This is a genomic window from Vibrio porteresiae DSM 19223 (assembly GCF_024347055.1).
In the GTDB taxonomy this organism is placed as follows: Bacteria; Pseudomonadota; Gammaproteobacteria; order Enterobacterales; family Vibrionaceae; genus Vibrio; species Vibrio porteresiae.
In genome coordinates this window covers 640,584-654,793 of record NZ_AP024896.1, presented here as the reverse complement: position 1 = coordinate 654,793, position 14,210 = coordinate 640,584, and the positions used below count along the sequence as shown (strand labels likewise).

The 14,210-nt window shown below is 46.5% G+C and carries 11 protein-coding genes; 2 read left to right on the top strand and 9 right to left on the bottom strand.

Translation table 11 applies throughout. From position 1 onward, the window contains the following. The first annotated feature begins 265 nt into the window (after window positions 1-265). Window positions 266-1,378: an iron-containing alcohol dehydrogenase family protein gene (locus OCV11_RS19515; protein ID WP_261897685.1), complete on the top strand. Its 1,113-nt coding sequence runs from the start codon at window positions 266-268 to the stop codon at window positions 1,376-1,378. 157 nt (window positions 1,379-1,535) lie between these two features. Here OCV11_RS19515 and OCV11_RS19510 read toward each other — a convergent pair whose 3' ends face one another. From OCV11_RS19510 to OCV11_RS19480, 7 genes are all read right to left on the bottom strand, one after another. After that, window positions 1,536-4,508, bottom strand: a complete 2,973-nt coding sequence (locus tag OCV11_RS19510; protein ID WP_261897684.1) for a ligand-binding sensor domain-containing protein — start codon at window positions 4,506-4,508, stop codon at window positions 1,536-1,538. Between the two features lie 250 nt (window positions 4,509-4,758). After that, on the bottom strand, window positions 4,759-5,556 hold the full coding sequence (locus OCV11_RS19505) for a PhzF family phenazine biosynthesis protein (protein WP_261897683.1): 798 nt from the start codon (window positions 5,554-5,556) through the stop codon (window positions 4,759-4,761). Window positions 5,557-5,583: 27 nt separating this feature from the next. Beyond that, window positions 5,584-5,982 (bottom strand): GNAT family N-acetyltransferase, encoded by a 399-nt coding sequence (locus OCV11_RS19500; protein WP_261897682.1) that lies wholly within the window; start codon window positions 5,980-5,982, stop codon window positions 5,584-5,586. 108 nt (window positions 5,983-6,090) lie between these two features. Next, a complete protein-coding gene (locus tag OCV11_RS19495) occupies window positions 6,091-6,630 on the bottom strand; it encodes an MOSC domain-containing protein (protein ID WP_261897681.1) in 540 nt (179 codons plus the stop codon). Between the two features lie 172 nt (window positions 6,631-6,802). Further along, window positions 6,803-7,405 (bottom strand): histidine phosphatase family protein, encoded by a 603-nt coding sequence (locus OCV11_RS19490; RefSeq protein ID WP_261897680.1) that lies wholly within the window; start codon window positions 7,403-7,405, stop codon window positions 6,803-6,805. A gap of 157 nt (window positions 7,406-7,562) precedes the next feature. Further along, the gene (locus OCV11_RS19485; RefSeq protein ID WP_261897679.1) at window positions 7,563-8,960 is read right to left on the bottom strand and encodes an APC family permease; all 1,398 of its coding nucleotides are present in this window, start codon (window positions 8,958-8,960) and stop codon (window positions 7,563-7,565) included. Window positions 8,961-9,126: 166 nt separating this feature from the next. After that, entirely contained in the window at window positions 9,127-10,266 is a 1,140-nt protein-coding gene (locus OCV11_RS19480; RefSeq protein WP_261897678.1) for a tyramine oxidase subunit B, read from the bottom strand. Window positions 10,267-10,533: 267 nt separating this feature from the next. On the opposite strand from OCV11_RS19480, the gene OCV11_RS19475 reads away from it, so the two are divergent. After that, the gene (locus OCV11_RS19475) at window positions 10,534-11,367 is read left to right on the top strand and encodes an AraC family transcriptional regulator (RefSeq protein WP_261897677.1); all 834 of its coding nucleotides are present in this window, start codon (window positions 10,534-10,536) and stop codon (window positions 11,365-11,367) included. Between the two features lie 116 nt (window positions 11,368-11,483). Here the strand turns inward: OCV11_RS19475 and OCV11_RS19470 are convergent, their stop codons facing one another. Then, window positions 11,484-12,980, bottom strand: a complete 1,497-nt coding sequence (locus tag OCV11_RS19470; RefSeq protein ID WP_261897676.1) for a DHA2 family efflux MFS transporter permease subunit — start codon at window positions 12,978-12,980, stop codon at window positions 11,484-11,486. A gap of 12 nt (window positions 12,981-12,992) precedes the next feature. After that, entirely contained in the window at window positions 12,993-14,198 is a 1,206-nt protein-coding gene (locus OCV11_RS19465; RefSeq protein WP_261897675.1) for an efflux RND transporter periplasmic adaptor subunit, read from the bottom strand. Window positions 14,199-14,210: the final 12 nt, after the last annotated feature.

The following is a 14,210-nucleotide window of genomic DNA, read 5'->3' as shown; positions in this document are numbered from 1 at the left end:
CGCTACTAATTCCCCGTTTTACTTAGCTAACCATCTAAACGACATTAAACACAATAGCAATAATAATCATATAGTTAAAGCGATATTTAACTCTGTCACTCTTTTCATTTGCATAAGAACAAGGTAGTGTCAAAGCAGCCCACAATGCAAAATGACAAACAGGGACACTCCGCTACTTTCATCGCTCATGAAGAGCTGCACGCCGTTTGTGAAAAAGGAACGTAGTGAAGAAATTAGAAGAAAAGAACGGGAAAAGGATCATTTCATGTCAAATCAAACCATCTATCTGCCTAATTACACCGTCGGTGAAGATGCCTATCAAAAAGTCAGCGCCATGACAGCCCCTTACGGCCACAAAGCCGTGGTGATCGGCGGCAAAACGGCCATGGAGAAAGCCAAACCAGCACTACTTAATGCCATTGAAAACTCAGACACCGTGTTACTTGATTTTCTCTGGTACGGCGGCGATGCCACCATGGAGAGCGTCCACCAGCTACAAGACCACCCTAAGGTTCAAGAAGCACAAATGCTGTTTGCGGTCGGTGGCGGTCGCGCTTGTGACACTGTCAAAACATTAGGTGCATTAACCGGTAAACCGGTCTTCACCTTCCCAACCTTGGCTTCTAACTGCGCAGCATGCACGTCACTTAGCGTGATGTACCACCAAGATGGTTCGTTTGCAGAATACTTCTACCAAAGTCACCCACCAGTCCATACCTTTATCAACACGCAAGTCATTGCAGAATCTCCCGAAGCCATGTTCTGGGCGGGGATTGGCGATGCACTCAGTAAAGAGTACGAAGTGGAATATTGCTGTCGTGACAAAACCCTAACTCACCTACCAGCGCTGGGTTTGGGCATTGCCAAAACCTGTACCGACCCGCTACTCAAACACGGACAAAAAGCACTGGAAGATTGCCGACACAACCGAGTGTCTGCCGAGCTTGAAGAAGTGGTCTTAACCATAGTGATGCTAACGGGCATCGTCTCTAACTGTGCAGTTCACATCAGCGAAGATATTGCGCCCAAAGATCAGTATTACTACAACAGTTCACTGGCGCACTGCGTTTACTACGGAAGCTCATTACTCCCAGCGTGTGAATCCCATTTACACGGTGAGATCGTTGCCTTTGGTGTGCTTTGCCTACTCAAATACGACAATAATGACGCAGAATTTGATCGCATCCTCGCTTTCAATAAAGCGCTAGGATTACCGATCACCATGGCAGAAATCGGCATGACCGCAGCCGACCTACCTATCGTTGCAGACAAAGCCGCGTCAGTAATTGAATGGCAGTCTTGCCCTGGCACCCCAAGTAAAGAGCGGTTTATTGAAGCTATTTTGGCGGCCGATAAAATTGGTCAACAACGGCTATAATCTCCGTTATTTCGAGCCATCTCCTACCTGTTACTTGGCACAGTATTGGTCGGGCTTGGCTGGGGATTTCAAAAAATCACCCAAGCACGTCAGTCAGAGCAGAGTGATAAGGGAAACGAGTCTAAAACGCAATAAGAGAGGCGAGGCTAACCGCGGGTTAGCCTACTGTCTCTCCTTCAGACACCACCGCTTGGAGGTGTGTCTGATGAAATATCACTTGATTACGTCTATCACATTTGGCTTTTAGTAACGCCTCATCGGCCAAAATGACCAGCGAAGAATAGTGGTTTACATCATCACTACTAGCAACCCCAATACTGACCGTGACGCCTAAGCCAACGCAGACATCAGAAAAATCTGCTCTGGCGACTTTACCGCGAAGCTGTTCGAAAAACACGGCTGCTTCTTGCTCATTTCCTTTAAATAAGACGGTAAACTCTTCGCCGCCCCAGCGAGCGACCAACTCAGGTGATTGTGCGTATTCAGATAATAAACTTGCCACCCGCGCTAACACTTGGTCACCACGCAAATGGTTATAGGTATCGTTAATTGCTTTAAAATGGTCGATATCAATGATGGCAAGGAAAATGGATTGATGGACACTTTTGGCATGCTTAAAGCGTTTTTCAATCTGGATGTTAAAGGCGCGGCGGTTATAAAGTCCGGTTAAGGCATCCTCGTTAGATAGCTTTTTAAACCGTTCCGCTTGCTCACGCAATTCCGCTGTTTTTTCTTCAACCAAATGGATGAGGTTCTCTTCGCTGCGTTTTAGCTGATTCACACGCCAACGCATCAGGCTATAAACAGCAAGGATGAGTAGCAGACCCAAGCCAATTTTCACACTGGTACGCTGCCAAAGAAGCGGCTCAATATCGAAAGCGTAAACGGCTGTTTCGTTATTCCACTCTTGATAAGGATAGCGAGCGCGCACCATAAACTCATAATGCCCCGGCGGCAAATTGGTGTATTCGGTATAGGTATCACGGCCACGATGTGTCCACTGCTTTTCAAAACCGACCAGTTTGGTTTGATATTCAAGGGAGCTGGCGCTCACAAACGATAAACCAATGTAGGAAAAACTCATCCTGTTGGTGCCAGCCGCGATGGTATGTTGCACATCAGGGTTAAAAATCTGCCCATCGGCTGCCACATTTTCAATCACGACAGGCAAGGTTTTAACCGACATCGATTGTTCTAGAGCATGCAGAGAAATAAAACTGAGCCCATTGGCTGTCGCAACATAAAAACCCTCCCCGCTCACTGCTGAAGCAGGATTTGATCCCCCGTTGGCTTGAGTGCTGCCCATACCGTCAGTGACATCAAAATGTTGATAATCAAGGTGCTTTGCTTTGCCATCTGCAATCGCAACCACTTGTTGATAACTTAGTAGCCACACGCCCATATTGCTGGTTAGCCAAACTTTATCGCCTTGTCTTTTAAACTGGAAAAACTTATCAATCGGTAAACCATTAGCACGGCCAATATTGGCAAGCGTGCCGTCTTGTTGACGATAACGAATAATGCCGCGATCCGTTGCCATCCACACAAAACCATGTTCAACATAAAAATCAAATACATATTGGGCTTCATCTAACGGTGTTAAATCCAGTGAATGAACGACACCTTTATCGATATATGCCCCACCCACACCGGTACCGACCCAAATTTTGCCGGTTTCATCTTCGGCCAATGCCATAATGAAATTGCCCGGTAACCCCTGCGCTTTGGTGTAAATAGTCACTGTGCCATCGGGGCTGCGTTTAGCCAAACCACGCATGGTTCCAATCCATAAATTGCCCAGTGAATCAGGCAATATCGATCGAACTTCTTCTGAAGGGAGCCCTTGAGCTAAGCTCATATACGGGCTGAGCTGGTTATCTTTCCAGTGCATCACACCGTGAGCATGGGTGCCCACCCAGACACCACCCTGGTTATCTTTGGCTAATGCTAGTACGGACAATTTATCTTGGAAACTTGGTTTAACGGCATCACTCGCTTTACCTCTACTTACCAGACTTAACCCTGTTGCCGAGCCGACAAGTAACTGGTGATCATCTAAGGCCAATGCAGTTCGCAGATAATTCCCAATTAGACCATTTGAGCTATCGATATTGATAAAGGGTGCATGGCGAATATTGGCTAAACCATTAGCCGTTCCAACCCAAATATTATCGTCCTGGTCTTGAAACCACGAAAGAATGCGGTGGTGAGATAAAAAACTGGAAGCAGGGAAAGATTCTAATGAACGCCCTACTTGCTTACGCAATAGGCCATGATTGACGGTACCAATCCAAAACGCACCATCGTTGTCTTGTTTTACCAAAGTTAAATCATACTGCGCGAGTTGAGGATCAATGTTTATCCAATGAACACCATTCCAAATCCAAGCACCATTATCACTGGCAACAAACAGTTGGTTATTTTTACTGGAAACACTGTTCGCGTGTTTAAACGGTTGGTTAGGCAGTAATCCAACCTTTCCATCGCGATAGAGATAAACGCCCGCATCAGTAGCACTGTAAATATCGCCGTTATCCGCCTCGACAATACCGTAGGCATTGGTGTCTTCAATCACCATCTGTTCCGGTTGATATTGTCCATGCGCGATAAAGTGGCGAACATAAACCCCTTTACCAATGATGCTAAGCCAAAGGCTATGGTGCCTATCCACCAACATCCCCGTCACTAAGCTTGCACTAGAGGGTTGCCCAATCCATTCAAACCCTAAACGCTCAGCCACACTGCCTCGCGCTCCACCTACCCATAAGCGATTATTATTGCTAGCAAATAGAGAGCGACTTGCTGAATCTGCCATATGTGTTTTGGGTGAGCGATTAAACAGATCAAAATCTTTACCGTTAAAACGAACTACCCCTTCCCATGTAGCAAACCACATATACCCGTCGGTAGTTTGGGCGATATCGTTAATACTATTGTGCGGTAGCCCATTGCTGGTGGTCCAAACGGAGGTGTAATAATCACTGAGCCGTTTAGCTGTATGCGCCGAAACCAAGGTCGAAAACAATGGCAATAAACAGAATAAAAAGGAGCGAAAAACGATGGAAAATCTAAAGAAGTCATGACAAGAAAAACGCCTTGTCTCTAAAGTCCATTGCTGCGCTAGGTGCATAGAATAATGTCTCAATAAAAAAAGCTAACACGTTCCAATTCAGACACATTTTCAGCTCAGCCATGAGACCTATGCATCCTTGCTTTCAAAACGTCATACCGTTTTATAATAAATGAACTACTGCATGATTTCATTAGAAAAATGACACTCAATGATTCATCATCCATTGATATAATTATCCAAAAAACGGCCTAACTTAAGTCCATTTATTCGTTATTTTTACCTAGAAAAGTTGAAAAGATGGCTCCCCTTATCCAGCAACAAAGAGTCTCCCTTTCATATACAACACCCCATTTCCAGATACCACTACGCGGTCGTCACATAACTTGCAATGGAGTACGCCACCGCGACGCGATGCTTGATACGCTCGAAATACGCTCTTATTCAATTGCTTTGCCCAATAAGTCGTGAGTCCCGCATGAATAGAGCCGGTTACCGGGTCTTCATCGCCCCCGTTGGCAGGCCAAAAGTAGCGCGATACAAAATCATAATCATCGCCCGCCGCCGTCACCACCACATCATACGGTGCTAACGTTTTTAGCAGCGCGGAATCGTATTGAACCTCGCGAACGTCTCGCTCGTTTGCTAATACCACGACATAGGCTTGACGATTTTTCAACACACTGATCGGTCGACAAGATAGCCCGTCAAATAATGCTTGCGGTACATCTGCCACCGGTTCTGGATTTTGTACGGGAAAGCTCATCTCTATTTGCTGAGCGACATTCAAACGCACCACCAAAGTTCCGACTTTGCTGGTCACAAACTCGATAGTCTCTGTCACCCCTAGATGATGAAATAACACATAGGAGGATGCGAGCGTGGCATGGCCACAGAAATCAATCTCAGTGATGGGAGAAAACCATCGAATTGCATAGCGGTTATCTTCTAACGGTTTGATAAATGCGGTTTCGGAAAGGTTGTTTTCAATGGCAATGTTTTGCATTAATTCCACCGCCGGCCAATCACTCACGGGCACGACGGCGGCAGAGTTGCCCTTAAACTGTTGGTCAGTGAACGCATCCACATAATAAATGTCCATTTCCATCGATAAATTCTCCATGCCACGCAGCACTTAATTAGGGATTAGCCACTTTTGATGGCTGATTTTAGGTAGGCTAACATGCTCATATCCTAATGATAAATAGAATTTTTCTGCGCTGGATGTATCAGTAAAGAGCACTAGCTTTGCAAAGTGATGCTGACTGTGCTGCTCGATCTCGGCCATCATTTGGCCGCCAATACCAAGATGACGATAGCGATTGGCAACATACAGATGACGAACTCTTCCCACCATGCCTTTGCTATCAGGTTGAATGTTAACACCACCAATACCGACCAACGCTCCTTGATATGTGGTGGCAAACAGCGCCTCCCCCGCACAACAAAAGCGATTTTCTCCGTTTTGGAAGTGATTCACTAAGCGTCTTAAAAAGCGATAACCTTGCTGCTCACTTTCAACCACTAATGTCATTAGTGAATCCGGGAGCTCCGTTATTCGTTCAATCTTCACATTATCATCCATACAACAGTGGCACTCCAAGCCATAACACCAGACTAAGCGGAAAATAGGCAAAATGTATCAGACCCTTTCCAGCTTTTCGTGAGGCTTATGAGGGTAGATAATCTCAATCACATCACCTTGATTTATCTTACCGCCTTGGGTCACTATCCCCATTACGCCCGCTTTACGTACAATCTCTCCATCGCTATCTCGCCCTAACACCGCGCGCAGCAAGCCTGTTTGGAATGCCTCAATTTGTGGGCAGGGATTACGCAGCCCTGTTATCGTGACCACTGCTTGACTAGGAAACACCAATTGGGTTCCTTTGGGAAGTGAAAGCAGATCAATCCCGCGCGTTGTGATGTTTTCACCAAGATCAGCTGCTGCCACATCAAACCCTTGCTCTTTTAACTCCTCAAACAATTCACTATGAATGAGGTGAACTTGACGCAAATTGGGTTGGGTTGGATCAGCCTTAACTCGGGAACGATGCTGAACTGTTTTCCCACAATGGGCATCGCCCTCCACCCCATCGCCAGCAATCAGAGTAATACTGTGCAGTACCTGCTTTGAAAAAGTATGTTCATCACTTTTACTGACTGAAATAACTGTCGCCATAGCTTCTCCTTTCTATGTAATCCATACCCCAGCATCAACACGCTTAGGTAGACATGCCAACTGTGCCCACCTGAGTTTTCGCAGCGATTTCATCCTGCCTGTTTGGTTTTGCTGATGATCCCTTTGCACTTTTCAATTTTGTATTCATTGAACATCATCGTGAAGGGTGAACTTAATTGATCACATCATCGCTAAAGCAATCAACTCGAGTGAGCGCGCCGTTTTGCACCATAAAGAAAGCATCTTGCGGTATCTCTTGGCGCCACATCTCGTCATAACTTAAATTGGCCAGCATCGCACGCAGCGTTAATCCGGTTAAACCATGACTCACCACCACAATATCTTTATCGGCCGGTAACTCATTGAGCCAAGAGGTCAGGCGCTGCTGAACATCCGCTAAGGTTTCACCGTTGGGCGTTTTTACCAACCAATCACGTTGTTGTAAGAATTCAGGATAACGCTCAGTTAAGCTGTGAATGGATTGCTGTTCCCAATCCCCCAAGAAATACTCTTTGATTCGCGGTTCTTTGATAATGGCTGAATAGGGAATTTCTAATGCATCACAAACGATTTGCGCGGTTTGAATGGTTCGTCCGAGTGGACTGGCATAAACATAGAATTGATCTGGGGAAAGATACGTTTTTAGGGTAGCGCTAACGTCTTCAACTTGAGTAATGCCATGGGGTGTTAATGGCGAATCGCAATGGCCTTGCAGTTTTCGCTGTGAGTTAAATACCGTTTGCCCGTGCCTGAGTATAAATATCCGTTTATTCATCTGCTTACCTGCTAGGTGTGAGGATCTTTATGTTACCTGACACCTTGTATAACAGCAATCGCAAGCCAAACTCATCTTCGCTTTAGACAACAAACCCGCATGAAGCGGGCTTGTTATCCATTGCTTGTTGTCTATCAATGCTTCGTCACAACAGCACTTAATCCATATCAGGCGTGAACAGCCCACGCTTCATGTAAAATTTCACCCACACGACAGTGATCGCGCTAATTAACGCTAAGATACCGCCAGTAATCGCAAACACCAGATGAGTCATTTCAGGAGATGGCGAATTGTTCAGAGCGACATACGCCATAGCGATAATGCCAACGATTTGTGGTATCGGATAAAATGGCGTGCGATAAGGGCGATGTTGTTCAGGTAAGCGACTGCGCAATACCATTACATCAATGTGCGCGATGATGTAAGCCAATAGCCAACTGGTTGTCGCCGCGATAACCAAGACAATCAGTGAGTCCATATCCACCAAAAGGAACGGAATCGAAGTGCATACAGCGATGGTAACAATACCTACCCAAGGTGCGTTAAATCGGTTGACGGCTTTAAAGATCGGAAATGCCTGCTTCTCTTCTGCCATACCATGCATCATTTTCGGAATAGACGCTAAGATGGTATTCACCGTACTACACGTTGCGGCTAAGCCCATCAGGGTGGCTATCGCAAGTCCCGCTTTACCGAACACGGCATGAACATAATCAAGATAAGGAATCGGACCATCGACCAGTTCGTGAACGTTGAGATATTGGCTCGCACCATAAGAGAAGGCCAAAAAGATCAGAAAGATCAGCAACAATGACCAATGCATCGCCCGAGGAATGTTCTTCATTGGGGATCTAACTTCATTGACCATCGGACAGATAAATTCCACTCCCACCATTAACCACATGGCTAACGCGATAAGACCAATAAAGCTACCATCGGCGATCCCATCAAAACTCCAAGTCACCGTCTCCCCGGTAAGATGAGGATGAGGCTCGCTCGCCCCAGTTACAGCGCAGATGCCAACCAACACCAATGCGGCGACTAAGATAAAAGCCAATGAGTTTTGCACTTTAGCAAACACATTCGCGCCAATAAGATTGGTCACACACAGAACACCCAATATCACCAAAGGCACCACTTTGGCGGGAAAGACCCCAGGCATCAATTTATCCAGCATGGCATCGACCAGAATCATTTCCACAGGCAGAGCCAACACCGCCACCACAACGTAACCTGCGAACACAGAAACAATCGCAGGGAAATGACCAATCGCCTTTTTGGTGTAGGTTGCTAAAGTCCCCTCTTGAGGAAACATCAAAGAGAGTTCAGCAAAACTCATCGCATTAAACTGCGCCAAAACAAAGGCGCAGATCAATGCAGCAATAAACCCCAAACCACCGAGACCAATGCCTTGAATGGCGGAAATCATGGCGCCTTGCACAATCACCAGACCAATACAGATCCCCATCATGGTGAATATCCCCATTTTGCTTGGCGTTTTGCTGGGGCTTACTTCAAACATAGTCAGCTTGGCTGACGAGACAGCTTTATTCATGTTACGCATCCTTTTGTAACAAACCGCCCTGCTTAAGGCCTATGTTTTGCCACTACATCCTATAGGTCAGCAAAACATTGCAACACGTTGGCCCAATACAGGTAACGGTCTATTGAATAGATAAATTGAAAACGACTCAAGATATGGTGTGATACAACACACGCGATCAGTTAAGGGCGGGTGTCTCCCAAAGGTTAAGCGATACACCGATGCCTTTTTCTAAGGCGTTACGATAGATTTTGGTGCCCCACGCAACGTCCTCAACTGGCATGCCACCGACTGACATGATGATGATCTCCTCATCACTAATGCGTCCTGGTGCGTCACCTGCGACGATTTTGCCAATGTCTTCTAGGTCATCGAGGGTAATGGTGCCTTCAGCAATCATGTCCATAAAACGCACGCCTATGATGGGAATATGATGATGGGCAGGTTTTGGCGCTTCTTCATACCACGCTTGGTAAAGCCCTGTATTGTCGAGAACTTTACGGATATCGTTTTGTTCCATTCCCGCGTCTAAACGGCAGTAAGCTGGCATCGCGAGAAAGGCTCCCGGCTTAACCCATTCGCGTTTCACTTCGGGATAAGTGCTTGGGTCACCCGTTTCGCCTGAATTGCAATACGTGACAATGTCACTACCACGCACCAACTCTTCGATGGTATCAACGACTTGCACTGTGGTGACTTGTGGGTAGGTTGCCGCCAACCACGTCATGAAACTGTCTAAGCTTTTTTGCCCACGCCCTTTGATCTTAATCGTATCAACGAGCGGACATTCAGAGATAAACGCTGCAACGGCGGTTTTGCCCATCACACCTGGGCCAAGTAGACCAATGACCTTGCTATCTTTACGTGCTAAGTGACGCGCACCCACACCTGGGACAGCGCCAGTTCGGTAAGCAGAAAGTAAGTTTGCAGACATGTACGCGAGCGGCGCACCAGTCACGACGTCATTTAAAATGAACATCAGAATCGATCTTGGCAGACCTTTTTCACGGTTAGCGATGTTAGAGCCGTACCATTTCACGCCGCAAGTTTGAAACTCGCCGCCAAGGTAAGCAGGCATCGCCATCAGACGACGGTCAGCGGTTGGTTTTGGCATCAAAGGAAAAGGGGATTCTTCTGGGAACGTAATCATCGCCCCGTGGGAGTCGTTATTTGCGCCCGCCATGCGATAGTCGCCTTTATAAAGCAATTCAAACATCTCTTCCATTGCATCAATGCATTGCGGCATGTTGGTCACACCCGCTTTGATCATGTCTGGTTCAGAAAGATAAATAAAATCGATATGAGTATTTGCTGACATACATCCACCTTGTTCGTCATTAATCAATACCAAGATGCCTCATCCTCAGTGTGCTGTGTTCACTTGATAACAGGGGGTGATATTGCAGCACAGACATCTTTCGAGTCCTGAGTGTGACAAGGGAATATCAAGCTGTATTGAATTTTTGCGACATGACGAATTTGTTTTGAACAGGTCGCGATCTGGCGTGTTGTTTGCTTAGTGAGATGTTAAATGGAACAAACAAGAGCCGAAATTTGGCTTAAGTAAGAGCAAAGGAAATGCATTATGGCGGAATTTGTCACGCGCGAACATGTGGCGGGGATTCACTCAAAACAGCCTTGGTTTGTCTTAAGTGCCGAGCAATTTTTTGCTCATAAACCGCTAAATAATCCGTACGTTTCGCATTTTTACAGTTTCAAAATTGGTAACGAGTTGGGCAAAACCATCGCCATTCCCGATGGCTGTATTGACCTATTGTTCGACTGTGATGGAGACTCCCCTATCGGCCTCGTTTGTGGCACAACGCTGCAAGCTCGTGAAGTCACCTTTACACCACATCATCACTACTTTGGCGTGCGCTTTATTCCCGGCATGGTGCCAGATTTTCTTAATGTTTCCGCCCCTGAATTGATTGAGCATCAGTCACGCTTTGTGGATGTGGTCAGCGACAGCCAATTCATTTGCGAACAAGTGATTCGCGCCCAGAGTTTCTTAGAGCGGGTCGAGTTAATTAATGGCTTTCTGGCTCTAAAGCAGTTGCACTCTCCCTCACGACTCACTTCGCAGATTGTCGCTAAAATCTGCCAAGAGAAAGGCAATATTCAAGTGCAAGATCTCGAGCGTTATTCTGGGTATACCCGGAGAACGTTAGAGCGCCAATTCCAACAAGATATTGGCCTAACGCCTAAGACATTTATTCGCGCCATTCGCTGTCAATCTGCGGTCTATAGCATCAATCATCTTGATACCCTCACCTTTTCCGATTTGGCCTCTGGTTTAGGCTTTAGCGACCAAGCGCATTTTCTTAGAGAGTTTAAAAAGCTGGTTCACGTTACACCATTGGTTTACCAGCAGCAGGTGCGACAAAATACCTATCTTGAACATTTGCAGGTGTGCTAACTATTGGTGCATGCGCACCAGCTTTGGTCAGCATAAAGAGCCAAAAAACAATAAAAAAGCCCAACCTTTGAAGTGAACTGACTCCATAAAGTTGGGCTTTGCTTGTTTAAGCAGATTTAGTGACCGGCAGCTGCCTTCTTGGTAAAGAAGATAAATGGAACCAGCACAATAAACAGCCCCATTAGCAGCGTAAAGAGGTCGATGGTCGACATCATGTAAGACTGCGTGGTAATGGTGCCATTCATTCGTTCAAGGTACGACAAACCACCCTGCTGAAGATCGCCCGACACCAATGGATTGTATACCGAGATGTGTTCTGACATCACCGAGTGGTGCAAGCTGGCGTTATGGGACCAATACCAAGTAGTTAGTGACGAAGCGAAACTCGCACCTATGGTACGAATAAAGGTCGATAACGACGCCGCATCCGCGATATCAGGGCCATTCAAATCCGACAGCAAAATCGTGGTCATTGGCATAAAGAACAGCGAAATCCCAATCCCCATAAAGAGCTGAATGATCGCAATCGAGCCAAAGTCGACTTCCGTATTAAACCGAGCACGGGCGTAACAGCTGATCGCAATCACCACAAACGAACCTGCCGCTAGCATCCGCATGTCCATCTTATGACCAAAGCGTCCCAGCACTGGGGTCAAGAAGAGTGGAATCACCCCCATCGGCGCACAAGCCAACCCCGCCCAAAGTGCGGTGTAACCCATTTGACTTTGTAACCACTGTGGCAAAATCAAGTTGATACTAAAGAAGCCTGCATAACCTAAGGTCAGCAGAATAGTACCAATACAGAAGTTTCGGTTCTTAAACAGTTTCAGGTTGATGATTGGGTTATCGTCAGTCAGCTCCCAAATCACCATGAAGATCAACATGATGACGGCAAAAATAGAGCCACCGATGATCCATGAATTGGAGAACCAATCCAAGTCGTTACCTTTATCTAGCACCACTTGTAATACGCCAACACCCAGCGCCATGGTCGCCAAACCAATCACATCCAGTTTTACTTTCTCTGGTTTGTGTGGGCGGTCTTTGAGCTGCTTCAACACTACCATGACGGTGAAAACACCAATCGGTAAGTTGATAAAGAAGATCCACGGCCAGCTATAGTCGTAAGTTAACCAACCACCGAGGATAGGACCTAGAATCGGCCCGACCACTGCCACCATACCAATCAGGGCAAGCGCCATATGTCGTTTATCTTTGGGGAAAATCGACATCAACAGCACTTGGCTCATCGGAAACAGCGGCGCTGCCACCAAACCTTGCAGGGTACGAAATACCACCAACTCGCCCATGGACTGGGAGATACCGCAAAGGAAAGACATCAAACTAAAGAGCACCAAAGCACCCACATACAGATGCACTTCCCCCACACGGCGACTTAACCATGCAGTGATTGGCAAGCCAATCGCATTACTCACAGTAAATGAGGTAATAACCCAAGTACCTTGGCTTAAACTCACCCCCATATTACCGGCTATGGTCGGCAACGACACGTTCGCGATAGTCGAGTCGAGTACCTGCATAAACACGCCCAGTGAAATGGCGAAGACACACAACGCCATGTTCGCTGGTCGAAATTGTTGCTGCTCACTCATCGCAGATCCTTATTACTCTTTGGCCAAGTAGTTTTTATCGCTGGCATCATTTTCAGCAATGATGCGGTCGATAAGTGGGTCCACACCAGCAAGCGATTGGCTGTAAACATTGGTGCTGTACAGCGCTTTGTCTGGCGTATTTTGTGATAGCAATGGACCAGAGGTATCAGAGGTATTTACTTCAGCAATCATTGACAGACCAATACGCAATGGATGTGCAGTCAGTTCTTCATCATCCAATTTGATACGCACTGGCAGACGTTGAACCACTTTGATCCAGTTACCGGTTGCGTTTTGTGCTGGTAATACCGAGAACGCGCTACCCGTACCGATACCTAAGCTTTCGACTTCACCGTGGAACACCACATCGTCGCCATACAGGTCAGAAATCAGATCCACTTTTTGACCAATGCGCATATCTTGCAATTGCGTTTCTTTAAAGTTCGCATCCACCCACACATCATTCAGTGGCACCACCGCCATCAAATCAGAGTTTTGAGAAATACGTTGACCTACTTGAACATTACGTTTTGCTACGTAACCCGATACTGGCGCAACAAGTACGGTACGCTGTTGTTCCAAATAGGTTTTCTTCACTTGAGCAATCGCTGCTTTCACCATAGGGTGTGATTCCACCGTGGTGTTGTGCACCGCTGCTTCACGAGCTTGCAATTGTTGTTTTGCCGCCGCCAAATCTTGATCAGCAGAGTTCATCACATCGCGAGCATGGCTTAATTCTTCACGAGATAAACCGCCCGCTTTCACCATATTTTTACGACGATCGTAGTCGCTTTGCGCTTGTTCTAACGCGATGGTTTTGGTCTTAACAACCGCTTTGGCTTGTTCAAGGTCGTTAAACAGCGCACGTACTTGGCGTACTGTTTGCGCAAGGTTTGCTTCAGCACTTTCAAAAGCAATTTTGGCATCCGCATCATCGAGGTAAACCAGTGGCTGACCTTGTTTTACGTAGTCACCATCTTCCACATCGATACGTGTCACTGTACCGGTGATTTCCGGGGTGATCTGTACTAAGTTACCGTTTACATAGGCATCTTCAGTGCTCTGCTCTCCCACTACATAATTAAAGTAGTAAAAGCCTGAACAAGCGGCCGCGACGAGTAATACGCCACCAAAAATGGCGAGACTTTTTTTGCGTTTGCTTTTGTTGGACAAAGACACGTTGTCTGCAGACGCGTTTTCACTGTTATTCTGTTGCATATCTAATTAAAC

What these genes read in the sequence shown, in the direction of transcription:
- OCV11_RS19480 (WP_261897678.1), bottom strand. Translation starts at nt 10,266, where the DNA reads ATGTCAGCAAATACTCATATCGATTTTATTTATCTTTCTGAACCAGAC.
- OCV11_RS19505 (WP_261897683.1), bottom strand. Translation starts at nt 5,556, where the DNA reads ATGGAAATGGACATTTATTATGTGGATGCGTTCACTGACCAACAGTTT.
- OCV11_RS19500 (WP_261897682.1), bottom strand. Translation starts at nt 5,982, where the DNA reads ATGACATTAGTGGTTGAAAGTGAGCAGCAAGGTTATCGCTTTTTAAGA.
- OCV11_RS19470 (WP_261897676.1), bottom strand. Translation starts at nt 12,980, where the DNA reads ATGAGTGAGCAGCAACAATTTCGACCAGCGAACATGGCGTTGTGTGTC.
- OCV11_RS19485 (WP_261897679.1), bottom strand. Translation starts at nt 8,960, where the DNA reads ATGAATAAAGCTGTCTCGTCAGCCAAGCTGACTATGTTTGAAGTAAGC.
- OCV11_RS19515 (WP_261897685.1), top strand. Translation starts at nt 266, where the DNA reads ATGTCAAATCAAACCATCTATCTGCCTAATTACACCGTCGGTGAAGAT.
- OCV11_RS19510 (WP_261897684.1), bottom strand. Translation starts at nt 4,508, where the DNA reads ATGCACCTAGCGCAGCAATGGACTTTAGAGACAAGGCGTTTTTCTTGT.
- OCV11_RS19490 (WP_261897680.1), bottom strand. Translation starts at nt 7,405, where the DNA reads ATGAATAAACGGATATTTATACTCAGGCACGGGCAAACGGTATTTAAC.
- OCV11_RS19465 (WP_261897675.1), bottom strand. Translation starts at nt 14,198, where the DNA reads ATGCAACAGAATAACAGTGAAAACGCGTCTGCAGACAACGTGTCTTTG.
- OCV11_RS19495 (WP_261897681.1), bottom strand. Translation starts at nt 6,630, where the DNA reads ATGGCGACAGTTATTTCAGTCAGTAAAAGTGATGAACATACTTTTTCA.
- OCV11_RS19475 (WP_261897677.1), top strand. Translation starts at nt 10,534, where the DNA reads ATGGCGGAATTTGTCACGCGCGAACATGTGGCGGGGATTCACTCAAAA.